We start from the raw sequence: 24,490 nt of genomic DNA, 5'->3' as shown, positions 1-24,490 counted from the left end.
ACGTTACTGAAGAGGAATCCCATATGAACGCAAAAATCATGACCCGCCTCACCGTCTTCGCCGTAGCCGGCGCACTGCTCGGTGGCTGCGCCACGCAGCAAGGCACCAATACGGCTGTCGGCACGGGCACCGGCGCGGCCGTGGGCGCCGGCCTCGGCGCGATCTTCGGCGGCGGCAAGGGCGCGGCGATCGGCGCGGCTGCCGGCGCGGCGGCGGGCGGCATCGTCGGCTACAACTGGACGGCGATCCACAACAAGCTCACGGGCGCCACCAAGGGCACCGGCGCGCAGGTCACCGAGCAGCCGGACGGCTCGCTCAAGGTCAACATCCCGAGCTCGATCTCGTTCGCGACCGATAGCTACGCGATCATGCCGTCGTTCCAGCCGGTGCTCGACACCGTCGCGCAAACGCTGCAGCAGAATCCCGAGCTGATCGCGCAAGTGATCGGCTATACGGACAGCACCGGCAGCCAGCAATACAACATGACCTTGTCGCAGAACCGCGCGCAGAGCGTCGTGACCTTCCTGAATCAGCGCGGCGTCCTGCCGGCGCGCCTGACGGCGCAGGGCATGGGCCCGTCGAATCCGATCGCCGACAACAACACCGATGCCGGCCGCGCGCAAAACCGCCGCGTCGAGATCTATCTGCGCGCCACGGCGCAGCACGGCCAGACGCCGCAGTACCAATAAGGGTTTGACGCGAATCGTTTCGGAGCGCCCGCGCAGCTTGCGGCCGGGCGCCGGAAACTTCGCTCGGAGCCCCGTCCGGCAAGCCGTCAGAAATCCGGCGGTCAACAAATCAAAAATATTTCGAACTCGGCGGAAGAATCGCTGTCTTCTTATACGGTACGCGACTGCAGACGCAGCCGCGTCACCATTCTCCTCTTGTCGTTGTTGCTCCGGGGCCATAGCCCCGGTTTTTTTTGCCCGCGTTTTCTTGCGCGATGGACGTTTCTCCCGCCGCGAAAGTCGGGCGCGACAATGCGCAGCAGCCTGAGCTGTCTACTGCCAGCGGATCATCTCCCCCGGCGCGGCCAATGAGAATCGTTCCCAACAAAGCCGCACCCTCCTGGCCGGCGCCCTCGCTTTCCTGCTTGGGTCGTACGCCCGGCGCCCCGGGACCGCGCGCCTGCTAAAATCGAATACTCTTTTCTCCCGCAGTCCTACGAAATCCCCATGACAGCAGCCTCCACCGATTCCCACGCGCAACACGGCGCGGCCTCGAGCACCACGGGCCGCCGCCAGGTCTTCGTCACGTCCGCCCTGCCGTACGCGAACGGACAGATTCACATCGGCCACCTGGTCGAGTACATCCAGACGGACATCTGGGTGCGCGCGCTGCGAATGCACGGACACGAGGTCTACTACGTCGGCGCCGACGACACGCACGGCACGCCGATCATGCTGCGCGCCGAAAGCGAGGGCATCACGCCGAAGGCGCTGATCGACCGCGTCTGGAACGAGCACAAGCGCGATTTCGACAGCTTCGGCATTTCGTTCGACAACTACTACTCGACCGATTCCGAAGAAAACCGCGTGCTGTCCGAGGAGATCTACGGCGCGCTCAAGGCGGCCGGGCTGATCGACGCGCGCGAGATCGAACAGGCGTACGACCCCGTCAAGGAGATGTTCCTGCCGGACCGCTTCATCAAGGGCGAGTGCCCGAAGTGCGGCGCGAAGGATCAATACGGCGACAGCTGCGAGGTGTGCGGCTCGACCTATCAGCCGACCGAGCTGGTGAACCCGTATTCCGTGGTGTCGGGCGCGACGCCCGTGCGCAAGACGTCGACCCACTACTTCTTCCGTCTCTCGGACCCGCGCTGCGAGAACTTCCTGCGCGCCTGGGTGGGCGGCCTGGCTCAACCGGAAGCGACCAACAAGATGCGCGAGTGGCTCGGCGACGCGGGTGAATCGAAGCTCGCCGACTGGGACATCTCGCGCGACGCGCCGTACTTCGGCTTCGAAATTCCCGGCGCGCCCGGCAAGTACTTCTACGTGTGGCTCGACGCGCCGGTCGGCTACTACGCGAGCTTCAAGAACCTCGCCGAGCGCGTCGGCCTCGATTTCAACGCGTGGATCAAGCCCGGCTCGACGGCCGAGCAGTATCACTTCATCGGCAAGGACATCCTGTACTTCCACACGCTGTTCTGGCCCGCGATGCTCGAGTTCTCCGGCCACCGCACGCCGACCAACGTGTTCGCGCACGGCTTCTTGACGGTGGACGGCGCGAAGATGTCGAAGTCGCGCGGCACGTTCATCACGGCGCAGAGCTTCGTCGACGTGGGCCTGAACCCCGAGTGGCTGCGCTACTACTTCGCGGCCAAGCTCAACAGCACGATGGAAGACATCGACCTGAACCTCGATGACTTCCAGGCGCGCGTGAACAGCGACCTCGTCGGCAAGTACGTGAACATCGCGAGCCGGGCCGCAGGCTTCCTGATCAAGCGCTTTGACGGCCGCATCCAGGCGAGCGCGATGCACCACCCGCTGCTCGGCACGCTGCGCGCCGCCATTCCGCAGATCGCCGCGCACTACGAGGCGCGCGAATATGGCCGCGCGTTGCGCCAGACGATGGAGCTGGCGGACGCGGTCAACGCGTACGTCGATACCGCCAAGCCGTGGGATCAGGCGAAAGATCCGGCAAACGCGGTCGCACTGCACGAAACCTGCAGCGTGAGCATCGAGGCATTCCGCCTGCTGTCGCTCGCCTTGAAGCCGGTGCTGCCGAAGCTCGCGCAAGGCGTCGAGGCGTTCCTCGGCATCGAGCCGCTCACGTGGGCCGACGCGAACGTGCCGCTCAGCGCCGAGCACCGCATCAACGCGTACCAGCACTTGATGACGCGCGTCGATCCGAAGCAGCTCGAAGCGCTGCTCGCCGCCAACCGCGATTCGTTGCAAGCGGCGCAGGCCGCGGCGCCTGCCGATGCGAAGAAGAAAGCCAAGGCAGCGGCCGCCAACGGCGAGTCGAACGCAGCCGTCGACAAGGCCGGCGCCGACTCATCCGACATCATCTCGATCGACGACTTCGCGAAGATCGACCTGCGCGTCGCGAAGATCGTCGACTGCAAGGCGGTCGAGGGATCGGACAAGCTGCTGCAGCTCACGCTCGACGTCGGTGAAGACAAGACGCGCAACGTGTTCTCGGGCATCAAGTCGGCGTATAAGCCGGAGGATCTGATCGGCAAGCTGACTGTGATGGTCGCGAACCTCGCGCCGCGCAAGATGAAGTTCGGGCTGTCCGAAGGGATGGTGCTTGCGGCGTCGGCGGCCGATGAGAAGGCCGAGCCGGGGCTTTACGTGCTCGAGCCGCATAGCGGCGCGAAGCCGGGGATGCGGGTGAAGTAAGGCTCGCCGTCACGGTTCGCCGTTACGGCACGCCGGAGCAAAAAAGCACGCCTTAACCAGCGTGCTTTTTTTATGCCCGAAGGACTGCGATCCTCACCGTCCCCCGAAGAGACTGTCGAAGCGCCTCGTAAAGTTCAGATCCATCCCCTGGAACGTTCCCCCATACAGCGAGACCGACCAGAAGCGCGTCAGGTTCAGCGTCGCCTTGACCGCGTTGTCCGCCGCTTGCAGCCCCTGCTCGTAGCCGAGCACGAGCCACTCGTTGATGGCCTTCGACACCATCACCACTTGCGGATCGGTCAGCCCCACCTCGCTGCGGCCAACCGTGAACTCGTCGAGCCCGATCGTCTGCGCGACGCGCTTGCCGGTCGCGCTGCCGAGCAGCGCGAGCGCGGTCGTCATCGTGCTCTGCTGGCCGAGGTTGTTGCCCTGGTCCGTGCCGTGGCCGAACAACAGCCAGGAGAGCTTCTCGTTATCCGGCACGTTCGGCTCGGAGACGAGCTTGGCGACCGGCGACTGGATCGTCCCCGTCACCTGCACGCCCGCCTCGACCTCCTGATTGCGCCGCATCGCCAGGATGTTGATGCCCGGGTTGGCGACCGGCCCGTTGAACGTGAAGAAACCGTTCTCGATCGCGAGCTTGCGGCCGAACGCCGTATAGGTCGAGCCTTCGGTCACGCGAACGTTGCCGATCGCGCGCAGCGGCAGGTTCGGCGCGGACAGCGCCGTGATCGTGCCGCGCAGGCCGAGGTCGGCACCCTGGCCGCGGAAGCGGAAGTTGTCGCCAAGGTTGAGGTCGACATCCGCGCGCGGCGCGAAGCGGCCGACCGGCTTGTTGGTCGGATCGATCTCCTGCGCCTGGCCGCGCACGGTGCCGTCCGAGCGCACGATCACGACGTCGTCGCCCAAATGCGGCGCGGCCTGCTCGGGCATGTCGAAGAGCGCCTTGTTGACGCGGAACTTGCCGTTGATGTCGATACCCGCCGTGCCGCCGTTGGCGACCGTCGCGCTGCCCGACAGCGACAGTTGCCGATCCGGCGACGCGAACAGCTCGAGCTTGTCGGCGACGATGCTCGCCGTGAGATCGGGCTCGGCGCTGTCGAGACGCACGCGTCCGGTCGCGCGCAGCGTGCCGTCGCCGCCGTGGAATTCGACGTTCTGGAACTCGACGAGATTCTCCGACAGCGCGATGCGGATCACGCCGTTCTTCAACTGGACGCCCTGGTCGACCAGCGTCGCCGACAAGTTGTCGCCTGTGAGCGACCCCGACAGATTCGGCTTGGCGGCCGTGCCGGCGATGGTGAGCTTCAGCGCGAGATGGCCGTCGAGCAGGTAGCTCGGGCCGAACAGGCCGCCCGTCGTGGTCAAGGACGGCACGTCGGCATTCACCGCGCCGGAGAGCGGCGCGTCTTCGCTGATCGCGAGGACGCCGTCGCGCACGGCGAGCGGCACGGCGACGTTCGCGTCGACGGTGCCGATGCGGCTCGCCTGCGCGTGGACCTTCGCGGAAAGACGCCGGCCGTCGCCGAACTCGGCACGCGCGGCGATATCGGTGATGCCGAGCGACGCGACGCCACGCCCGGTGTCGAGCGTCACGTCGCCGACGCGGCGCTTGAGCTGCCAATAGCCGCTCGCCGTCTGGCCGACGTTCAGATCCCAATCGCTGTCGAACACGAGATCGGTTTTGACGGGCGGACGCTGGCCGGTCAGCTCCTGCTGGATTTCCAAGAGCCGCGCGACTGAGACGTTCGACAACGACCCGGCCGTGCGGATGTTGCCGTGATCGAGCGCGAACGATTTCAGGTCGAGCGTCGCGCCTTCGAGCGCGAGCCGCGTGGCGCCGAGCACGACGCGCTGCGGGCCGGCGCTCACCGTGAGCGCAGACTCGAGGTTCAGCGCGGGCATGCCCTTGTTCGCGAGGCGCGTCACCGTGCCGTCCCAACGCGTGCCTTCGCGGCTGTCGGTGAGGCTGCCGTCGGCGGCGAGCGTCAGATCGACCGGACGTCCGTGCACGCTGCCCGCCGCCGCCGCTTGCAGCGTGTGCTTCGCGCGCGTGCCGGTGAGCTGGGCGGTGAGCGTCTTGAGTTCGACGCCGTTGCTGGAGAGATCTCGTGCGTCGGTCGTGAACATCATGGCGCCGTGCGCGCCGTCGCGCAGTTCCGCGCGGCCTTCCGCGTGGCCGAGGCGGTTGTCGCCGAACGCGACGTTGTCCGCTTGGTAGGCAAGCTCGACGTTCGGATGCGCGAACGATCCCGTGATGTCGCCGTCCGCCTGCACGAAACCGGCGAGGCCGAAGCCGAGACGGTCGAGTTGCGGCGCGTCGACGTGGAACTTGAGCCGGTCGCGCGGCGTGCCGAAGCTGCCGTTCAGATCGACCTGGTTGCCCGCGATCGACAGGTTCACGCTGCTCGGCAGAATGCGCGACCCGGCGAGCTGCACGGTGCCCGCGCCCGTGAGCGGCATGCCGTCGTAGACGCTTTCGCCGAGCTTGAATTGCGCCTTCGTCGTCAGCGTGGGGCCGAGCACGCCGGTGGCGGTCAGCGTGCCGTTCACGCGCGCCTCGATCGGGCCCTTGGCGACGCGTTCGGCCGGCGCGGCGGCTTGGGTAGCAGGCTCGGCAGCCGTTGCCGGTTTGCCGGTCTCACGGCTCCCCGGCTTCGATGCCGCCGCTCCCGAAGTGCCTGACCTGCCCAAAGCCCGCTTCCCCGCTTGCTTACCCGCCTTGCCCGCCGCCGCTTTGCCGGCCGACACCTTGCCGGGCGCCATCAGCGATAGCGGATCGAAATCGGTCAGCGTCGCCTTCACGTCATAGCTCGAATGCGCGTCGTGCTTGAGCGCGCCCGACAGATCGATGCGGCCCTTGCCGGAACTCACGCGGACGTTGTTGAACGCGATCTGTGCGGAGTCCTGCGTCACCTGCGCCTGCGCGCGCAGCGCAGCCTTCGGGTCGGCCAGATCGAACGTGATCGCCTGCTTGGCGCCGTCGAGCGTGATGCCGATCGGACCGGCAAGCGCGGTCTGCCGCACGCTCGCCTCGAACGTGTTCAGGTCGAGCCCGGCCACGCGCAGGTCGAACTTGCCCTTGCCACCCGCGAGCGCGCCGCCGCCCGTCAACGTCGCGCTCTTGACGAGGCGCACGTTCAGGTTCGAGATGCGCTGCTCGTGGGCGTCGAGCCGGACGTCGGCATGCGCGTCGATGAGCGGCAGCAGCTGCTCGCCGATCTGGCCGGGCTTCGCGTTGACGATCGACACCTGGCCGGCGACGACGAAGTCGCTCGAGGAAGCCGGAGCCTTCCCTGCGGCGACCGCACCCGAAGCCGGTGACGCCCCGGATGTTCCGCTCGCCAACGCTTTCTCCGCCCCCGGCCCCGTCACCGGCGCCAAGTTCGCGCGCACCGCCAGATCGGCGAACGGCGCACCGGGGCTGAAGGCTTGCGGATTGACGTGATCGAACGCAAGCGTCGCGCGCGTGAGCGGGACGTCGGAGAACGGCGCGGCCTCGACGCGCGCCTGGCCGGCGAGCTTCATGCCGGTCGCGTCCAGATCGGCGACGAGCGCCTCCAGCGTGCCGGAGACGCGTGCGCGCACCTGCACCGGCTCCTCGTTGACCTTGCCGGAATACCCCGCGTTGCCGGTGAGCGCGAACGGCCGCACGCCGTCGAGCCTGGCCTCGGCGGTCAGCGCGCCGAACGGCGTGTCGAGCCGCTCGACCGACGCCTCGTGGTGCCGGCCGTCGCTGCGTCCGCGGAAGATCAGGCGGGAATACTCGCTCGTCGACGTCCCTTCGTGCAGCACCAGCTTCTCGACGCGCAGATCGCGCACGTCGAGCTGCATCGGCAGTTGCAGGTCCTGCGGCAGCACGGTCGGCTCGGTGCTCGGGGGCGACGGGACGATGCGCGCGTCGATCGTGCCGAGATGCAGGTAGTCGACCGTAAAGCGCCACGGCGAGCGCGTGAGCCCCCAGCGGCCCGAGATGCGGTCGATTTTGATCTCGTCGCCCTTATCGGCCCCTTTACTGTCGAGGCTGCTGCGCCATGCGACGTCCTTCAAGCGCACGCCGGTCGCCAGCGAACCGCCCTCGACCGTGCCGGCGAGCCGCCCGCCGAGCACCGAGACGGCCGTCTGCCACGCGAGGCGCGTGCCGCGCTCGGTCGTGATCGCGCCGTACAGCAAACCGCCCGCCAGCACGACGAGAAACACGACGAAGACGAGTGTGCGCGCGAGCGCCGTCAGCACGCGATGCCGGCGGCGCCTCTTCGGCTGCTCCGGCGGTGTCTCGCGCGGAGCGGGCGCGGGCGTACCCGGCTCGTCGGGAGGCGGGCCGGAGGGCGGCGTCGTAGGCGGGGTGGCGGAGTCGTCCGTCGTCATGCTGCGTTGTCTAGATTCATTAAAAGGCGATGCCGAGCGTCAAATACGGCCGCACGCTCCTGTCGCGCAAGCCGTAGGCGAGGTCGATGTTGACCGGGCCGACCGGGCTGCGCCAGCGCGCGCCGAAGCCCACGCCCGGGTAGAACACTTTCTCGCCCCAGGTATCGGTGGCCGTGCCGATATCGAAGAACGTGGCCGCGCCCCAGTCGTGATTGAACCAGTGCTGGTATTCGGCCGAGCCGGTCATGAGGTATTTGGTCGGCAGCACCGAGCCGTCGACGTTGTTACCGATGCTCTGAAAGCTGTAGCCGCGTACCGAGTTCGAGCCGCCCGCGCGAAACAGCAGCGAGGCCGGAACGCCGCTCGACGGCCCGCTCGTGAACACGCCGCCCAACTCCGCGCGAAACACGAACAAATCGCGCCTGCCGACCGGCAGGTACTGTTGACCGCGCGCGTAGCCGCGGATGAAGGTCTGGTCCGCCAGCGCGTTCTTCACCGCGAAACCCGCCTCGGCGTGGATCAGGTTGCCGGAGCGCGGGAACAGCGGATCGTCGGTATTGCGGCGCGTCCACGACCACTGCGGCACGAGCGCGCGGCTCGTCTGCGGGCCGACCGCGTTTTGATCGAGCCGGTCGTCGTAGAACAGGATCGAATACGCGTAGTCGATGTTCTGGCTCGTGCGCGCGCGCTGCAGGCCGAGGCGCGCACTGTAGATCGTCGTGCCCGACACATTCGTGCTCGTATAGGACGCGAGCGCGCTATTGGTCCAGCCGCGCATGCCGGGCGGCATCGCGAGCGTGATCTGGCCGTACTGCTGGATCTGGTCGAGCCGCCCCTGGACCGAAAGCGGCCACGCCGCCCCGAACGTGTTGAGGTAGGTGTACGAGCCCTGCACGTGCGCGCCGGTATCGGTCGCATAGCCGACGCCGCCGCGCACGCTGTTGTACGGATACTCGCTGACCTTCACGTGCACGGGCGTCTCTTGCGGCTTGTCGACGTCGTCGCCGACATCGATCGCGACGCTCGCGTAATACGGCGTGTTCTGCAACTGGCGCTGCAGTTCGGCGATGCGCTGCACGTCGTAGATTTCGCCCGTGTGGAGCGGGTTCACGTTGGTGACGATCTCGCCGGGATAGCGCCGCACGCCGCTCACGTCGAGCGGGCCGAGCGTGAAGGTCGGGCCGCTGTCGAAGGTGACGGAAAGTCCCGCGCTCTTCGTGCGCGGATCGATCCGCGCCTCCGAGCGCACGATCTTCGCGCCCAGGTAACGGCGCGACTGCAATTGCTTGAGCGCCGCGTTCTTCGCATCGTCCCAATCCGATTGCGTGAACGGATCGCCGTCGTGCAGCGAGAACGCGAAGCGCGTCGCGGTTTCCTGCTTCGGGTCTTCCGTCAGCACCGGCCCCTTGAACGAGAGCGTCACCGACGAGACCATCGTGCGCGGCCCCGGGTCGACGCTCACTTTCACATCCTTCTTGCCTTTGACCGTACGGACGTCGGTGCGCACGACCGGCGAGAAATAGCCGGCCGTCGCGGCGAGGTCGCGGACCTGCTGGGGCGTGGCGGTGATGAGGAAGGTGAACTGGTCGTCGCTGATGTCGTCGCGCTTGGCGAAGCGGGAAATGTCCAGATGCTCCTTGAGCAGCTTCTTGATCGAGCGCGGCGCGTCGATATCGACGTCGTATTTCGCGCTCGCCGGCATCGCGACAATCAGCAGCAGGTAGCCGACGATCGCGGTCAGCGCGCCACGCGACGCGCGCGCGCGATGGCGCGAACGCGGCGAGGCACTGCCCGCGCAATCGGATGCTGCGCGCGAGCCGCGCGACGGGTGGGACACATACCCCGGCAAACGGGACCTCCGGCCTTGTTGTTGAGTTGCTTAAAACCGCATATTTGACCATACGGGCGCGGCCGACCTGTCTACGCGCGCCGCGCGCCGCCTGGCGGGACCCGCCGGCTCCAGGCATTCCGGCACCCGGCGAGCCGGTGCGCCCGCCTTGGACGGCTCTAATTTCGAGACGTTCCGCGCGGATGCAGACATGGATAGGTCGGCTCGCGCGCTTGCTGTAAAATTGCGGCTGATCAAACGGCGGCGGCCGTCCCCCAAGGCTCGCCGCCCCATTTCCGAGACCGTCGAGCCATGTATCAGTCAGACATCACGCAATTCCTGAACCAGTTGAAACAACAAAAACCGAAGCTGGAAGAAGAGCAGCGCCGCGGCCGCTCGCTGCTGTGGGACAAGCAGCCGATCGATCTCGAAGAACGCGCCGAACAAAAGGAATCGCGCGTCGAGCAGACACCCTACGTCTACTACCAGAACTTCTGAGCGTGACCACGGCCGCCGACGAAGCCCGTCGGGCGCAGGAATCGAGCGCTGCGCTCGCCGCGCCTGTCACGGACACGACGCCCGACACCGTCGACGGCATCGCTTTCGCACGCCTGTATGGCGAACCGCTCTTCAAGCTGCCGCAGGACCTCTACATCCCGCCGGATGCGCTGGAGGTGTTCCTCGAAACGTTCGAGGGCCCGCTCGACCTGCTGCTCTACCTGATCCGCAAGCAAAACTTCAACGTGCTCGACATCCCGATGGCGGATGTGACCGCGCAGTATCTCGGGTATGTCGAGCAGCTTCGCAAGACGAATCTCGAGCTGGCGTCCGAGTACCTGTTGATGGCGGCCATGCTGATCGAGATCAAGTCGCGCATGCTCTTGCCGGTCAAGAAGGCGGATACCGGCGACGAAGCGGAAGATCCGCGTGCCGAGCTGGTGCGGCGCCTGCTCGAATACGAGCGCATGAAGCTCGCCGCCCAGCGCCTCGATCAACTCCCGCAGCTCGGCCGCGACTTCCTGCGCGCCGAGGTGTACATCGAGCAAAGCATCACGCCGCGCTTTCCGGACGTCGACACCAACGACCTGCGCGCCGCCTGGGCCGACGTCATCAAGCGCGCGAAGCTCGTGCAGCACCACAAGATCTCGCGCGAGGAATTGTCGGTGCGCGAGCATATGAGCGTGATCCTGCGGCGGCTGCAGAACGTGCGCTTCGTCGAGTTTTCCGAGCTGTTCGACGTCATGCGCGGCGTGCCGGTCGTGATCGTCAACTTCATCGCGATGCTCGAGCTCTCGCGCGAATCGCTGATCGAAATCACGCAGGCCGAACCGTTTGCGCCCATTTATGTGCGGCTTGCGTATTTGCCGGCTTAGTTGACCGATGAGCCGATTGCTCAATTGACCGCTTGAGGGACAGTTCCGTGATTTACAGGCCCTGAGCCGCGAAAATCCACTACAATCCCGCGCTCCGAGCCCTCTCTCGGCACGGACGACGAAAACCGCGCCCTTGCCTGCCCGCGTCACCGCTCGACGAACACACAGCCGAATATGAACTACCCCCACGCTCACTTTCGTTCACTGCCCCCCGAGGGGGCCGATGCCTCCCTTGGGGCGGCCCGGCGGGAGGCATCATGAAAGTCATCAGCTCGATCCAAGAATTGCGCGACCAGTTGCGCGGCCAGAATCGCACGGCGTTCGTGCCGACGATGGGCAATCTCCACGAGGGGCATCTGTCGCTGATGCGGCTCGCGCGCCAGCACGGCGACCCGGTCGTCGCGAGCATCTTCGTGAACCGCCTGCAATTCGGCCCGAACGAGGATTTCGACAAATATCCGCGCACGCTCGAAGCCGATATCGAGAAACTTCAGAAGGAAAACGTCTACGTGCTGTTCGCGCCGACCGAGCGCGACATGTACCCGGAGCCGCAGGAATACCGTCTGCATCCGCCGACCGATTTGGGCGACATCCTCGAAGGCGAGTTCCGGCCGGGCTTCTTTACCGGCGTCTGCACGGTCGTGATGAAGCTGATGTCGTGCGTGCAGCCGCGCGTCGCGGTGTTCGGCAAGAAGGATTACCAGCAGCTGATGATCGTGCGGCAGATGTGCAGCCAGTTCGCGCTGCCGACCGACATCGTCGCCGCCGAAACGGTGCGCGACACCGACGGCCTCGCCCTCAGCTCGCGCAACCGCTACTTGAGCGAGACGGAACGCGCCGAGGCGCCGATGCTGGCCATCACGCTCGGACGCGTTCGCGAGGCCGTGCTCTCCGGCAACCGCGATTTCGCCGCGATCGAGAAGGACGCGATGACGAGCCTCGCCGCGCGCGGCTGGAAGCCCGATTACATCGCGGTGCGCAAGCGCTCGAACCTGCTGCCGCCGGCCGCCCACGAAATCGAGGCGCCGCTCGTCGTGCTCGCCGCCGCCAAGCTCGGCGCGACGCGCCTCATCGACAACCTCGAAATCTGACGGGCGGCGCCGGGCATCACGCACCGATCCGCCGCCGCCCCCCGCTCTCAAGCCCAACGAAGTCCGAAGGAAAGATCATGCAGCGCCATATGTTGAAGTCGAAGATTCACCGGGCCGCCGTCACGCACTGCGAGCTGCACTACGAAGGCTCGTGCGCGATCGACGAAGACCTGCTCGAAGCGGCGAACATCGTCGAGAACGAGCGGATCGACATCTGGAACATCAACAACGGCGAGCGTTTCTCGACGTATGCGATCAAGGGCGAGCGCGGCACCGGGATGATCTCGCTCAACGGGTCGGCGGCACGGCGTGCGCAACTGGGCGATCTCGTGATCATCGCCGCGTTCGCGATGGTCGACGAAGCGGAACTCAAGGCCGGCTGGACGCCGGACCTGGTGTTCGTCGACGAGAACAACAAGATCAAGGGAAGCCGCGGCCACGTGCCGGTCCAGAACTGGACCTGATGGTCAGCCCTTCTTGTCCGCCCATTCGATGATGGGCCCCCACTGGTCGAGATCCTTTTCGACGCGGCTCTTCGCGACGTCCCACAACGTGAGGCCATGCGCGGCGAGCTGCACGTAGTTCTGCGTATCGCGCAGAAACCCGAGCACCGGCAGCTTCAATCCTTCGACGAATCGATGCAGTTGCTCCGCCGAGCGCGTGCGCGAATCGACCCGCATCCCGACCACGCCGATTTCGATCGCTCCCTTCCGCACGGCCTTTTCCTTCGCGAGCCGCTCCAGAAAGTGCTGCGTCGCCAGAATGTCGAACATTGACGGCTGTAACGGCACGATCACCTTGTCCGCGAGTTCGAGCGCAACGTCGAACCGGTTGCCGTGCAGGCCGGCGGGCGTATCGATGACCGCATGTTCGAGCCCCCGTGGCGGCTTCGCAGGCGCATCCATATCGATCTGCCATTCTTCGATCGGCGGCATGCCCGCCGGCCGCAGGTCCAGCCACGCATGTGACGACAGCTGCCGGTCGAGGTCCGCGAGCGCCACCCACTCGCCGTTCGCCGCAAAATACCCTGCCAGATTCGTCGATAGCGTGCTCTTGCCCACGCCGCCCTTCGGATTCGCCACCACAATCACCGTCATGAACTCTCCCGGTAAGAAGGCCCGCCAGGCGGCCCGCCCCGTATGACGGGACACGCCGCCGCCGGCCGGTTTGCCGTGCGTCGCTTTAAACCGCTTGATAATATCGGCAAATTCGTCCCGGCCGAAGCCCTCCGTATGGCGAGGCCCGGCCGCCATCCCCTTTGCAAGAGCCCCATTCATGTCCAAATTGCGTCCGGAAGTCACCCGCGAGAGCCTGCACGAACGGCAGCGCGGCACCCTGCCCGAGCTGCTCGGCATCCGCATCACCGACCTCGCGGAAGGCACGCTGACCGGCGAGCTCACCGTGCGACGCGAACTGCTGGCGCCGAACGGATTCCTGCACGCGGCCACGGTCATCGGTCTCGCGGATACGTGCTGCGGCTACGCCTGCATCGCGCACCTGCCCGAGAACGCCCGCAGCTTTACGACCATCGAACTCAAAAGCAACTTTCTCGGCACGAGCCGCGAGGGCACGATCCGGGCCGTGGCGACGGCCGTCCACCTGGGCCGCAGCACGCACGTGTGGGACGCGACCGTGTTCGATCCGAACGGCCGCACGATGGCGCTCTTTCGGTGCACGCAGATGATTCTGACTTGATGGTTTGGCGCGCCGGCGCGCCGACTCTACGGCGTGCGGTGCGGATAACAAAAAAGCGCGCGGAATTCGCTTCCGCGCGCTTTTTTCATTCAGCCGGCTGGTTCTGGCCTTGGCCTTGCCGCCGGTTCAGCCGGTCGGTCCACTACGACACAACCGCTAGTCGAGTCATCTCAGGCAATTCAGCGCCTCAAGCAGCCGCAGCCCGCGGGGCCGGGCTTTGCGCCAAGGCAAACACCCCGCCGCCCAGCAACGACTGAACCACGAGCGTCACCGCCCAGAACGCGGGGTATTCCCAGCCGCCGTTCGGCGACGCGAAGCCCCAGCCGTTGTGCAAGTGCGCCGACATCGCGCCGAGCATGAACGGCAGCAGCACGAGCGCCACCCAGCGCACCTGCACGCCGAGCAAGAGCGCGATGCCGCCGAACAGCTCGACGAAGGCCGTCACATAGCCGAGCCAGCCCGGAAGGCCGAGCGATTGGAAAAACTGCGCCGTGCCCGGCAGCGTGAAGACGAAGATTTTTTGCAAGCTGTGCGCGAGATACAGCACGCCTAGCGCGACGCGCAGGAGGGTGGCGGCGTAGTCGGCCGAGCGGTTCGAGTTCATGGTCGGTTCCCTTGAAATAAGAAGGATGGCGGCAGCGCCACCTGGTGGAACGGACTGTATTCGAATCGAATGCGGCGATAAATCGCCTGCGGCGCTTTAATTATTTCCTATTGGGAAGCAATAACCCCATGTGGGGACCGGGAAGTCGTGCGCTTTAGAAAATTCAGCGGAACTCGGCAAACAGGCGCCGCAAGTCCACATGTTCGGCGAGCGTATCGGCGAGCCGCTCGAGCGACGCTTCGCGCAGGGCCGGATAGTCGAGCGCTTCGGCGTCGGCGAGCCCCGCCCAGCCGAGCAGCGCCGCGCACGCTTGCGGCGTGTCGAAGAGGCCATGGACGTAGGTCGCCAGAATCTGTCCGTCGGCGGAAAGCGCGCCGTCCGGACGCGGGTCGCCGTTTCCTTGCGTGTTTGAAGCAGCGAGCCGCAGAGCGGGCGCCGCCAGCGCCGGTCCGTGCGTTTCTCCCATATGGATCTCGTAGCCGGCCACGGGCGCCGCGCCGGCGAGCGCCAGATGCCCCGTCACGTTCACGAGCGTCTTCTCGCGCGCAAGCGTCGTCGACAAATCGAGCAGGCCGAAGCCGGGCATCGTTCCCGGCGTACCTTCGACGCCATGCGGGTCCGCCACCTCGCGCCCGAGCATCTGCATCCCGCCGCAGATGCCGATCACGCGTCCGCCGTAACGCAAGTGGCGTTTGAGCGCCTCGTCCCAGCCATGCGCGCGCAACCACGCGAGATCGCCCTGCACGTTCTTCGAGCCCGGCAGGATCACGAGATCGGCGGACGGCAGCGCCCCGCCGCGCACGTAGTGGAAATCGACTTGGGGATGCGCGCGGAGCGCATCGAAATCCGTGTGGTTGCTCACGTGCGGCAGCACCGGCACGACGACCCGCAGCGTCCGCGCGGCGCCCCCCGCCAACGACGACGCGTGCAGCTCGCGCGGCAGCATGTCCTCGGCGTCGAGCGTCAAGCCATGCAGGTACGGCACGACACCGAACACGGGCTTGCCGGTCTGCGCTTCGAGCCAGTCGAGCCCGGGCTTGAGCAGGCTCACGTCGCCGCGAAACTTGTTGATGACGAAGCCGCGCACGCGCGCGCGCTCGCTCTCCGACAAGCACGCGAGCGTGCCGATCAGATGCGCGAACACGCCGCCTTTGTCGATATCGGCGACGAGCACGACCGGGCAATCGACGCCCTCGGCAAACCCCATATTCGCGATATCGCGGTCGCGCAGATTGATCTCGGCGGGACTGCCCGCCCCTTCGACGACGACCGCGTCGAACCCCGCGCGCAGACGCGCATACGACTGCAGCACGGCTTCGAACGCGACGGGCTTGTACTCGTGATAGGCGCGCGCATCGAGATTCATGCGCGCCTTGCCGTGGATGATGACCTGCGCGCCCTTGTCGCTCGTCGGCTTGAGGAGCACGGGGTTCAAGTCGGTGTGCGCGTCGATGCCGGCTGCGACCGCCTGCAGCGCCTGAGCGCGGCCGATCTCGCCGCCGTCGACGGTCACCGCGCTGTTGAGCGCCATGTTCTGCGGCTTGAACGGCGCGACGCGCAACCCCGCGCGACGCACGAGCCGGCATAGGCCCGCGACGAGCGTGCTCTTGCCGGCATCCGAAGTCGTCCCCTGGATCATCAGCGTGCCGTGCGGCGCGGGCAGAACATCGTCGGAAAAGTCAGGCTTGGAGGCGGACATTGCGTGGAAGGGCGGCAGGCGCAAACCTCGCATTATCCCATCGCGCCGGTACAATCACGCGATGATTTCGCGCGACCTCACCTTCCTCCTCGGCGGCGCACGCTCCGGCAAGAGCGCCTACGCCGAACGGCTCGCAGCCTCGAGCGCGCGGCCCGTCACCTATATCGCCACGGCCCTCGTCGCGGCCGGCGACAATGAATTCGCACAGCGTGTCGAGCACCACCGCGCGCGGCGTCCCGAGCATTGGGATCTGATCGAAGCCAGCGCCGATCTCGCAGGCGCGCTACGCCGCGCCGACGGCGACGATCGTTGCATCCTCATCGATTGCCTGACGCTGTGGCTCGCGGGTCTGCTTTGTCCGCCGGACGCCGCGGCGCTTTCCCACGATGCCTATGCCGCGCATCTGAACGCGTTCGAAGCCGCTCTCGCCGATGCGCGCGGCAAGGTGATCGTCGTCAGCAACGAGATCGGGCTCGGGGTCGTGCCGCTCGGCGCCGAGACTCGCTACTACGTCGACGAACTCGGACGCCTCAATCAGCGCATCGCGGCGCTCTCGGCGCAGGTCACGCTGATGGTCGCGGGGCTGCCGATGATCGTCAAACCCGCGAGCGGACCCACGTGCTGATCCTCTCGCTGTCGCTCACCGCCACCCTCGCCACCGCCGCCGTCGCGCTCGACCAGTGGCTCGGCGAGCCGCGCACGGCGCACCCTCTCGTCGGCTTCGGACGCGTCGCGCAGCGGCTCGAAGCACGCCTCAATACGGGCCGGCGCGGCCGCCCGCTCGGCATCCTGGCGTGGTGCGCGGCAGTCGTGCCGCCGGTCGCCGTCGCCGCCTGGCTCGTCGCGGTGCTGCCGTTCGCGCTCGCCTGCCTCGTGCATATCGCGCTCCTGTGGTTCGCGCTCGGCGCGCGCAGCCTGCGCGATCACATCGAGCCGATCGCGCGCGCCCTCATCGCGCGAGATCTGCCAGAGGCGCGCAAGCTGACCGCGCGCATCGTCTCGCGCGAGACCGAGCATGCGGATGCCGCGGCGCTCTCGCGAGCCGCCGTCGAATCGGCGCTCGAGAACGGCAACGACGCGATCTTCGGCGCGCTCTTCTGGTTTGCGATCGCGGGTGGGCCGGGCGCGCTCGCGTTCCGCCTCGCGAATACGCTCGATGCGATGTGGGGCTACCGCACGCCGCGCTATTTGCGCTTCGGCTGGGCGGCCGCCCGCTTCGACGACGTCCTCAACTGGGTTCCCGCCCGCCTCACCGCGATGAGCTACGCGCTGCTCGGCGATACGTTCGCCGCGTGGCGCTGCTGGCGCAATCAAGCGCGCTTGTGGGACAGCCCGAACGCGGGACCGGTGATGGCCGCGGGCGCCGGCAGCCTGAACGTGCTGATCGGCGGGCCGGCGGTCTATCACGGCACGATCGAAGAACGTCCGACGCTGGGCGAAGGACGGCCCGCGTCGCCCGCTCATGTCGGCGCGGCGCTGATGCTCGTGCAGCGCGCGGTGTTTCTGTGGCTCGCGGTGCTGATCGTGATGGCCCTGTTAGGCGTGTCCATTCAAAACTGAGCAAAACTGAGCAAAACTAAGCATGACTGAGCTCGACACACAACGCGCGACGCGCGCGATCGTCCACGGCGGCAATCTGCACGAGGCCGCGCGCCGTTACGGCATGGCGTACGACGCGTGGCTCGACTTGTCGACCGGCATCAATCCGCATGGCTATCCCGTGCCGCCCGTGCCCGCCGATGCGTGGCGGCGGTTGCCCGACGAAGGCGATGCGCTCGCCGAGTGCGCGGCGCGTTATTACGGGGCGCTTGTCGACGGGTTACCTGCCGTCAAAAACGTGCTGCCCGTTGCCGGCAGTCAGGCCGCGATTCGAGCGTTGCCCGCGCTGCTGCCGCACGCGAGCGTCGGGGTCGCGCCGCTCACGTATGGCGAGTACGCGCCTGCCTTCGAGCGCAACGGCCATCGTGTCACGCCGCTCGATGCCGGTTGCCCGACGCTGCCTACGGACCTCACGCATGTCATTGTCGCGAATCCGAATAACCCGACGGCAGAACGCTTGAGCGCGGCGCAACTGCTCGATTGGCACGCGCAGCTCGCCGCGCGCGGCGGCACGCTGATCGTCGACGAAGCGTTCGCGGATGCGACGCCGGGTGAATCGCTGGCATCCCATGCTCATCGGCGCGGCCTCGTCGTGCTGCGCTCGGTCGGCAAATTCTTCGGCCTTGCCGGCGTGCGCGCGGGGTTCGTGCTCGCCGAGCCCGCACTTCTCGACCGACTCCGCGACATGCTCGGCGCATGGACGGTCAGCGGACCGGCCCGGCATGCGGTGATGGCCGCATTCGCCGATCGCGACTGGCAGGAAGCAATGCGTTCCCAGCTCGCCGACGATAGCGGCCGTCTCGCCGATTTGTTGTGCGAGCAACGATTTATCGTGCACGCGACGCCGCTCTTCGCCTGGACCGCCGATTCGCGCGCACAAGCGCTGCATGAAGCGCTCGCGCGGCGCGGCATCTGGACACGTTACTTCGCGGCACCGTCGAGCGTGCGCTTCGGCCTGCCCGCGAACGAAGCCGAATGGGCGCGCCTCGCGCTTGCGTTGCGCGAATGCGTCGCTGAAATCCAGAACACGAAACCCGCTTCATGATCCGTCTAGCTTCCTGCGGCCGCACGGCCAAGCCGCTGCTGATCGCGCTCCTGCTCGCACTGACGTTCGCTTCGCGCGCGCACGCAGCGATCACCGTCACCGACGACGCCGGCGCCACCGTCACCCTGACAGCGCCCGCCGAACGCGTGATCAGCCTCGCGCCGCACGTCACCGAGCTGATCTACGCGGCAGGCGGCGGCGCCAGGCTGGTCGGCGCGGTGTCGTACAGCGACTATCCGCCCGAGGCGAAGAACATCCCGCGCATCGGCGACAACAAGTCGCTCGACCTCGAACGCATCGTCGCGCTGAAGCCGGACTTGATCGTCGTCTGGCGGCACGGCAACGCGCAGCAGCAGCTCGACAAGCTGCGCGCGCTGCACGTGCCGATGTTCGTCAGCGAGCCGCACAAGCTCGACGACGTCGCGACGAATCTCGTGAGGCTTGGCGCACTGCTGGCCACCTCGCCAATCGCGAACGCGGCGGCCGGCACGTATCGCGCGGATATCGCGCAACTGCAATCGCGCTACGCCGCGCGGCCCACGGTCAGCGTGTTCTATCAGGTCTGGGACCAGCCGCTGATGACGCTCAACGGCGAGCACATGGTGAGCGATGTGATCAAGCTATGCGGCGGACGCAACGTGTTCGCGCAGCTTGGACCGCTCGTGCCGACGGTGTCGACGGAAGCGGTACTGGCTGCGAATCCGGAAGCGATCGTGACGGCAAGCGCCGGCGCAACCGCTCCCGGCAAGCCGCTGCCGAGCCTCGACACCTGGCGCAAGTGGCCGGGCTTGACGGCGGTCGAGCGCAACAACTTGTTTGCGATCGACGGCGACCTCATCAACCGGCCCGCGCCGCGCATCGCGCAAGGCGCCGCGCAGCTTTGCGAAGACTTGGAACTGGCCCGCTCGCGGCGGCCGCAGAACGCTGGGCGCTAAGACACGAAAGACACTAAAGACACGCCAGCGATAGCAGCGTGCGTCCGCTCAACGAGAGAAAAGCCGGCTCTTGACGCAAACAGGCGCTAGACGTTCCAGCGCACGAGCGCCCACCCGCCCGAGACGGAATCGCGCCGCAGCCAGACGATGCCGGCCATATCGAGCGTCCATTGCAGGCATTGTTCGAGCGGTATGCGCAACGCGATCGATGCGATCACGCGCATCACGCCGGCATGCGTCACGACATGGCACGCCGCGCGCTCCGTCGGCGTGAACGAGGCAACGCGCTCATCGACGCACGCATCGAACCACGCCCGCACGCGCGCATCGAACTGCGCAACGCTCTCGCCGCCGTGCACGCGCGCGTGCTGCAGATTGCCCGCCCATTCGTCGAGTTCCGCGCGGTCGATGTCGTCCCAGCGCAGGCTTTCCCAGGCGCCGAAGTCGATTTCCTGCAGACGGGCGTCGAGCGTTTGCGCGCAGCCGAAGCGTTGCGCCAATAAAGCGGCGATGCTCGCGCAACGCGTCAGCGGACTCGACCACAGCGCAAGCGGGCGCGGCGCCTTCAGCGTCTCGAGGCGCGCGGCGAGCGCATCGGCTAACGCCGGCGCGTGGCCCGCGAGCGGCACGTCGGTCCTGCCATAGCACACACCCGCATCGATCGCGGGCGCCGGATGACGAATCAGGATGAGATCCATCCGAGCATGACCAGGTAGATCGCGAGTTCGAAGATCTGCTGCGCGCAGCCAAGGCAGTCTCCCGTGTAGCCGCCGATGCGCCGCACGAAGTAGCGGCCGAGCAGCACGCGCAACACGATGAGCACAGCAAGCGCCGTGCAGCCCGCGCGCCAATCGGGCCAAAAAAGCCACGGCAGGCCGAACGCCGCCGCGCACGCGAAGGCAAGCGGCGACATGCGCTGCGCGACGGGTTTCGCCTTGCCTTCCGGCCTCACGTAGTCGAGCGTCACGAGATAGCTGATCGCCGCGACACGGCTCGCGGCGTGCGCGGCGATCATCAGCCAGGCCGCGCGCATCGGCGGCAACGCGGCGAGCGCTTGCCACTTCAGCGCGAGCGCCATGACGAGCGCGATCGCGCCGAACGCGCCGATGCGCGAGTCGTGCATGATGCGCAGCACGTCCTCGCGCGTATAGCCGCCGCCGAACGCGTCGCAGGAGTCAGCGAGACCGTCTTCGTGAAAGGCGCCGGTGACGGCGAGCGTCGCCGCCATCGACAGCAGCACCGCGATCCCAACCGGAAACACCCGCAGCGCGGCGAGATACGTCACCGTGCCCAAGCCGCCCACCAGCACGCCGACGAGCGGAAAGTAGCGCGCCGACGCGCTTAGATAGTTCGCCTCGAAGCCGACCCAGCGCGGCACCGGAACCCGCGTGAAATAGCCGAGCGCCGTGAAGAAATAGCGGACTTCGGCGAGCAGATTCACCGGCGGTTTCTCGGGCAGATTCGCGGGCAGATCCGCAGTCCGCGCCTCTCCTCGCCGCTCGACACTTTCATCGCGCGTCATCGCGCATCGCGGTTCGCGACGCCCGCCGATTCGAAGCTCGCCATCTCGTTGAGGAACGCGACGGCCGCGCGCACGACCGGCAGCGCGAGCGCCGCGCCCGTGCCTTCGCCGAGCCGCAGGTCGAGCGCGAGGAGCGTCTTCGCGCCGAAATGATCGAGCATGCGGCGATGCCCCGCTTCGTTCGACGCATGCGCGAACACGCAGTACTGGCGCACCGCGGGCTCGAGCGAATCGGCGACGACGAGCGCCGCCGTCGCGATGAAACCGTCGACGAGAATCGTCATCTTCGCTTCGGCGGCGGCGAGGTACGCGCCCGCCATCATCGCGATCTCGAAACCGCCGAACGTGGCGAGCACCTCGAGCGGATCGCTGCTCGCCGGATGGAAGGCCAGCGCCGAAGCCAGCACGTTGCGCTTCTTCGCAAGCCCCGCGTTGTCGAGCCCGGTGCCGCGCCCGACGCATTCGTCGATCGGCGCGCCGCACAGGCGGCTCATCACGCACGCCGCCGACGACGTGTTCGCGATCCCCATCTCGCCGAAGCCGATCACGTTGGTGCCGAGCGCAGCGTGATGACGCACGCGCGCCGCTCCCGCCGCGAGCGCGGCGCGGGCTTCGTCGATCGTCATCGCGCGCTCGTGCGCGAAGTTGCGCGTACCGGGTGCGATTGGAATGTTCACGAGGTTCGGCGCATCGGGCAGTGGCGTCGCGACACCTGCATTGACGACTTCGAGCGTGAGCCCGGCGAGGCGGCTGAACACGTTGATCGCCGCCCCGCCCGCGAGAAAGTTCGCGACCATTTGCGCGGTGACGGCCTGCGGATACGGGCTCACGCCTTCGTGCGCGATGCCGTGATCGCCCGCGAACACGATCATCACAGGACGCTCGACGCTCGGACGCGTCGTGCGCTGGATCAGACCGATCTGTCGCGCCAGCGTTTCGAGCAAGCCGAGGCTGCCGGGCGGCTTCGTCTTGGTGTCGATGATGTGCTGCAGCTCGGCGCGCAATGCAAGGTCGAGCGGCTCGACAATGGGAAGAGGGGTTGAAGCATTCATATTCATGTCCGGATAAATTCGCATCTGGCCGACATTGCGCTGCGAATGTCATATAGGCCCTATAGGCCATATAGCGCGCACATGCGGCCTGCCATCACACTGTGACCACCCTACCTGGAGTGGCACAGCCTGTTAATTCGGTAAAACCGCATGCGCCTTACAAAAGTTTCGGCGCGCTCGCCGGCCCGCCCCGCACTGCAGGCACCAGCGCCTCGTACCCCGCGTCCTCGATCAGCACGAGCGGATAGCCGAACGCACGGCTCGCGAGCGCGGGCGTCAACACATCGCGCACCGGGCCGGCATGCGCCGCTCCGTTGCCGTCCATCAGCAGCGCATGCGTCGCAAAGCGGCGTGCCAGATTCAAATCGTGACACGACAAAATGACCGTGCGCGACGCGGCGTGCGCCCCCGTTGTCCAATGCGTGAGCGTCTCGAAGCAATCGATCTGATGATGCAGGTCCAGATGCGCGAGCGGTTCGTCGAGCAGCAGGAGCGGCGCGTCCTGGCACAGCGCGGCAGCCAGCGCCACGCGCTGCCGCTCGCCGCCCGACAGCGACAGCACGTCGCGCGATGCGAGGGGTGCGAGGCCGAGCGCGTCGAGCGCGGCCTGCGCCGCCGCGCGATCGTCGTCGCGTTCCCAGCCCCAGCCCGTCAGATGCGGAAAGCGATTGAGCAGCACGATATCGAGCACGCGTGCGCTGAACGCATCGCGAATGCTTTGCGGCATCAGCGCGCGACGTTGCGCGAGCTCGACGCCCGGCCAGTCCGCGAGGCGCACGCCATCCATTTCGACGTGCCCGTGCGCGCTCTTCATCAAACCCGCGAGCGTGGAGATCAACGTCGTCTTGCCCGCGCCGTTCGGGCCGGCTATGCACCAGATCTCGCCGGGATAGAACGTGTGCGTGAAGTCTTCGAGCAGCGTGCGCGAACCTGCGCGCAGCGTCAGACGCTGCGCCGACAATTGCGGTGCGCGGCCGGCGGCGTCGAAGCGGGAAGCGGGAGTCGGAGCGGTGCGCATCGTTATCGCGGCCTCGCTAAGAGCATCCACAGAAACACCGGTACGCCGATCAGCACCGTGATGACGCCCACCGGCAATTGCGCCGGCGCGACGACGGTGCGCGCGACCAGGTCGGCGCCCATCACGGCGACGCCGCCCGCCAGCGCCGACGCGGGCAGCAGCATGCGCTGATCGTTGCCGCACGAAAGCCGCAACGCGTGCGGCACGACGAGCCCGATAAAGCCGATCGTGCCGGCGGTGGTCACCGCCGCGGCCGCCGCGAGCGATGCGACCAGATAGACGCGCAAACGCAATCGCACGACGGGAACGCCGAGCGCAAGCGCAGCCGAATCGCCGCGCAACAGCACATTGAGCTGGGGTGCCACCGGCACGATCGCCACGAGCGCGACGGCGAGCGCAGCCAACGCGGGCCACGCCGTGCCGACGCCGTTCAAGTCGCCGGTGAGCCAGAAGAGGATGCCGCGCAAATGACTCTCGGGCGCGAGCGACAGCAGCAGCGTGATACAGGCGTACCACCCCGCCGCGATCACGGCGCCCGTCAACAGCAAACGCGGCGACGCATCCTGCGGCTCGCCGCGCCACAATTCGCGGCGCGCAAGACCGAGCACGAGCAGGATCGACACGAACGCTCCCGCGAACGACGCGGCATCGACCCACCACCACGCCAAGCCCGCCATCATCGCGATCACGGCGAACGTGGCCGCGCCGCCCGAGACGCCGAGCACGTAGGGTTCCGCGAGCGGATTGCGCAACAGCACTTGCAAGAGCGCGCCCGCCAAGGCGAGCAGCGCACCGCATGCGAAGCCCGCCAGCGCGCGCGGCAGGCGCAGCGTGCGCACGATTTCGCCCGCGACGTCGCCCTCATTGCCGGGACGATGCAGCAGCGCCGACAACACTCGCTGCGGCGAAACGGCGACGCTGCCGAGCCCGAGCGAGACGACGAACACCGCGAGCGCGAGCGCGCCCAGCACGAGCCAGATCGCGGCCGCGCGCTTTGCGGTCATGCCATGCGGCGACACGAGCGCAGCCCGGCTCATCGCGCGTCGCTCATGCGCTGTGACACGGCTCGTTGCCGCACGAGATCGGTATCGTTGTCTTCGTCCACTGGGTTCAGAAACATGAAGTGGCGTGCCCGGACCGCACTCCCCTCGAGCCGGCGCATGGCAAGCGCCGCACTGGCCGGACAGACCGCTCTCGCGCCGATAGTCGGGCGCGCGCGGCCGGGAAGTGTAGGAGCGGGGCCAGGAAGCGTCAAGAATCATCAAACCCGTATTTTGCAGGGGTTTTCTGTGCGACGATTGCGCCGCGAAAACCCGC

General features: G+C 67.1%; 21 protein-coding genes. 11 read left to right on the top strand and 10 right to left on the bottom strand.

What is annotated here, in order from left to right; translation table 11 throughout:
* Positions 1–23 precede the first annotated feature (23 nt).
* Both FAZ95_RS04960 and metG read left to right on the top strand, forming a co-directional pair.
* Positions 24–689: a YiaD family glycine zipper/OmpA-like lipoprotein gene (locus FAZ95_RS04960; RefSeq protein ID WP_137331432.1), complete on the top strand. Its 666-nt coding sequence runs from the start codon at positions 24–26 to the stop codon at positions 687–689.
* A 486-nt stretch (positions 690–1,175) separates the two neighbouring features.
* On the top strand, positions 1,176–3,344 hold the full coding sequence (metG, locus tag FAZ95_RS04955; RefSeq protein WP_137331431.1) for a methionine--tRNA ligase: 2,169 nt from the start codon (positions 1,176–1,178) through the stop codon (positions 3,342–3,344).
* Between the two features lie 93 nt (positions 3,345–3,437).
* Here metG and FAZ95_RS04950 read toward each other — a convergent pair whose 3' ends face one another.
* Both FAZ95_RS04950 and FAZ95_RS04945 read right to left on the bottom strand, forming a co-directional pair.
* Positions 3,438–7,712, bottom strand: a complete 4,275-nt coding sequence (locus FAZ95_RS04950; RefSeq protein WP_137331430.1) for a translocation/assembly module TamB domain-containing protein — start codon at positions 7,710–7,712, stop codon at positions 3,438–3,440.
* A gap of 19 nt (positions 7,713–7,731) precedes the next feature.
* Positions 7,732–9,453, bottom strand: a complete 1,722-nt coding sequence (locus FAZ95_RS04945; protein ID WP_437437734.1) for an autotransporter assembly complex protein TamA — start codon at positions 9,451–9,453, stop codon at positions 7,732–7,734.
* A gap of 399 nt (positions 9,454–9,852) precedes the next feature.
* Between FAZ95_RS04945 and FAZ95_RS04940 the strand changes: the two genes are divergently transcribed.
* From FAZ95_RS04940 to panD, 4 genes are all read left to right on the top strand, one after another.
* On the top strand, positions 9,853–10,038 hold the full coding sequence (locus FAZ95_RS04940) for a DUF3460 family protein (RefSeq protein WP_137331429.1): 186 nt from the start codon (positions 9,853–9,855) through the stop codon (positions 10,036–10,038).
* A gap of 2 nt (positions 10,039–10,040) precedes the next feature.
* Positions 10,041–10,913, top strand: a complete 873-nt coding sequence (locus FAZ95_RS04935) for a segregation and condensation protein A (protein WP_137331428.1) — start codon at positions 10,041–10,043, stop codon at positions 10,911–10,913.
* A 257-nt stretch (positions 10,914–11,170) separates the two neighbouring features.
* A complete protein-coding gene (gene panC / locus FAZ95_RS04930; RefSeq protein WP_137331427.1) occupies positions 11,171–12,004 on the top strand; it encodes a pantoate--beta-alanine ligase in 834 nt (277 codons plus the stop codon).
* Between the two features lie 77 nt (positions 12,005–12,081).
* Positions 12,082–12,468, top strand: a complete 387-nt coding sequence (gene panD, locus FAZ95_RS04925) for an aspartate 1-decarboxylase (RefSeq protein WP_137331426.1) — start codon at positions 12,082–12,084, stop codon at positions 12,466–12,468.
* A 3-nt stretch (positions 12,469–12,471) separates the two neighbouring features.
* On the opposite strand, the gene FAZ95_RS04920 is transcribed toward panD, so the two are convergent.
* On the bottom strand, positions 12,472–13,101 hold the full coding sequence (locus FAZ95_RS04920; protein WP_137331425.1) for a ParA family protein: 630 nt from the start codon (positions 13,099–13,101) through the stop codon (positions 12,472–12,474).
* 178 nt (positions 13,102–13,279) lie between these two features.
* Between FAZ95_RS04920 and FAZ95_RS04915 the strand changes: the two genes are divergently transcribed.
* Positions 13,280–13,699: a PaaI family thioesterase gene (locus tag FAZ95_RS04915; RefSeq protein ID WP_137331424.1), complete on the top strand. Its 420-nt coding sequence runs from the start codon at positions 13,280–13,282 to the stop codon at positions 13,697–13,699.
* A 187-nt stretch (positions 13,700–13,886) separates the two neighbouring features.
* Here FAZ95_RS04915 and FAZ95_RS04910 read toward each other — a convergent pair whose 3' ends face one another.
* Entirely contained in the window at positions 13,887–14,303 is a 417-nt protein-coding gene (locus FAZ95_RS04910; protein WP_137331423.1) for a DoxX family protein, read from the bottom strand.
* A gap of 163 nt (positions 14,304–14,466) precedes the next feature.
* A complete protein-coding gene (locus tag FAZ95_RS04905) occupies positions 14,467–16,002 on the bottom strand; it encodes a cobyric acid synthase (RefSeq protein ID WP_137331422.1) in 1,536 nt (511 codons plus the stop codon).
* 61 nt (positions 16,003–16,063) lie between these two features.
* Here FAZ95_RS04905 and cobU point away from each other — a divergent pair, with 61 nt between their 5' ends.
* Genes cobU through FAZ95_RS04885 form a run of 4 tightly spaced genes read left to right on the top strand, consistent with a single transcriptional unit; the run spans position 16,064 to position 19,581 of the window.
* Entirely contained in the window at positions 16,064–16,627 is a 564-nt protein-coding gene (cobU, locus tag FAZ95_RS04900; RefSeq protein WP_137331421.1) for a bifunctional adenosylcobinamide kinase/adenosylcobinamide-phosphate guanylyltransferase, read from the top strand.
* Complete coding sequence (gene cbiB, locus FAZ95_RS04895) at positions 16,627–17,562, top strand: adenosylcobinamide-phosphate synthase CbiB (RefSeq protein ID WP_437437733.1); 936 nt, start codon at positions 16,627–16,629, stop codon at positions 17,560–17,562. The genes cobU and cbiB overlap by 1 nt, the downstream gene beginning before the upstream one ends.
* Positions 17,563–17,584: 22 nt before the next feature.
* A complete protein-coding gene (gene cobD / locus FAZ95_RS04890; protein ID WP_137331419.1) occupies positions 17,585–18,646 on the top strand; it encodes a threonine-phosphate decarboxylase CobD in 1,062 nt (353 codons plus the stop codon).
* On the top strand, positions 18,643–19,581 hold the full coding sequence (locus FAZ95_RS04885) for a cobalamin-binding protein (protein WP_137331418.1): 939 nt from the start codon (positions 18,643–18,645) through the stop codon (positions 19,579–19,581). The genes cobD and FAZ95_RS04885 overlap by 4 nt, the downstream gene beginning before the upstream one ends.
* Before the next feature lie 86 nt (positions 19,582–19,667).
* Here the strand turns inward: FAZ95_RS04885 and cobC are convergent, their stop codons facing one another.
* The 5 genes from cobC to FAZ95_RS04860 form a co-directional block, all read right to left on the bottom strand.
* Positions 19,668–20,279 carry an alpha-ribazole phosphatase family protein gene (gene cobC / locus FAZ95_RS04880; protein WP_137331417.1) on the bottom strand — a complete coding sequence of 204 codons (612 nt, stop codon included), beginning with the start codon at positions 20,277–20,279 and terminating at the stop codon, positions 19,668–19,670.
* The gene (locus tag FAZ95_RS04875) at positions 20,264–21,022 is read right to left on the bottom strand and encodes an adenosylcobinamide-GDP ribazoletransferase (RefSeq protein WP_137334427.1); all 759 of its coding nucleotides are present in this window, start codon (positions 21,020–21,022) and stop codon (positions 20,264–20,266) included. Before FAZ95_RS04875 ends, cobC begins: the two co-directional genes overlap by 16 nt.
* Before the next feature lie 77 nt (positions 21,023–21,099).
* Positions 21,100–22,155: a nicotinate-nucleotide--dimethylbenzimidazole phosphoribosyltransferase gene (gene cobT / locus FAZ95_RS04870; RefSeq protein ID WP_137331416.1), complete on the bottom strand. Its 1,056-nt coding sequence runs from the start codon at positions 22,153–22,155 to the stop codon at positions 21,100–21,102.
* A 157-nt stretch (positions 22,156–22,312) separates the two neighbouring features.
* Positions 22,313–23,179: an ABC transporter ATP-binding protein gene (locus FAZ95_RS04865; RefSeq protein WP_437437732.1), complete on the bottom strand. Its 867-nt coding sequence runs from the start codon at positions 23,177–23,179 to the stop codon at positions 22,313–22,315.
* Entirely contained in the window at positions 23,176–24,210 is a 1,035-nt protein-coding gene (locus tag FAZ95_RS04860; RefSeq protein WP_137331414.1) for a FecCD family ABC transporter permease, read from the bottom strand. The genes FAZ95_RS04865 and FAZ95_RS04860 overlap by 4 nt, the downstream gene beginning before the upstream one ends.
* Positions 24,211–24,490: the final 280 nt, after the last annotated feature.

This window comes from Trinickia violacea, from assembly GCF_005280735.1.
Lineage (GTDB): Bacteria > Pseudomonadota > Gammaproteobacteria > Burkholderiales > Burkholderiaceae > Trinickia_A > Trinickia_A violacea.
This window is presented reverse-complemented; position numbering and strand designations above follow the sequence as displayed.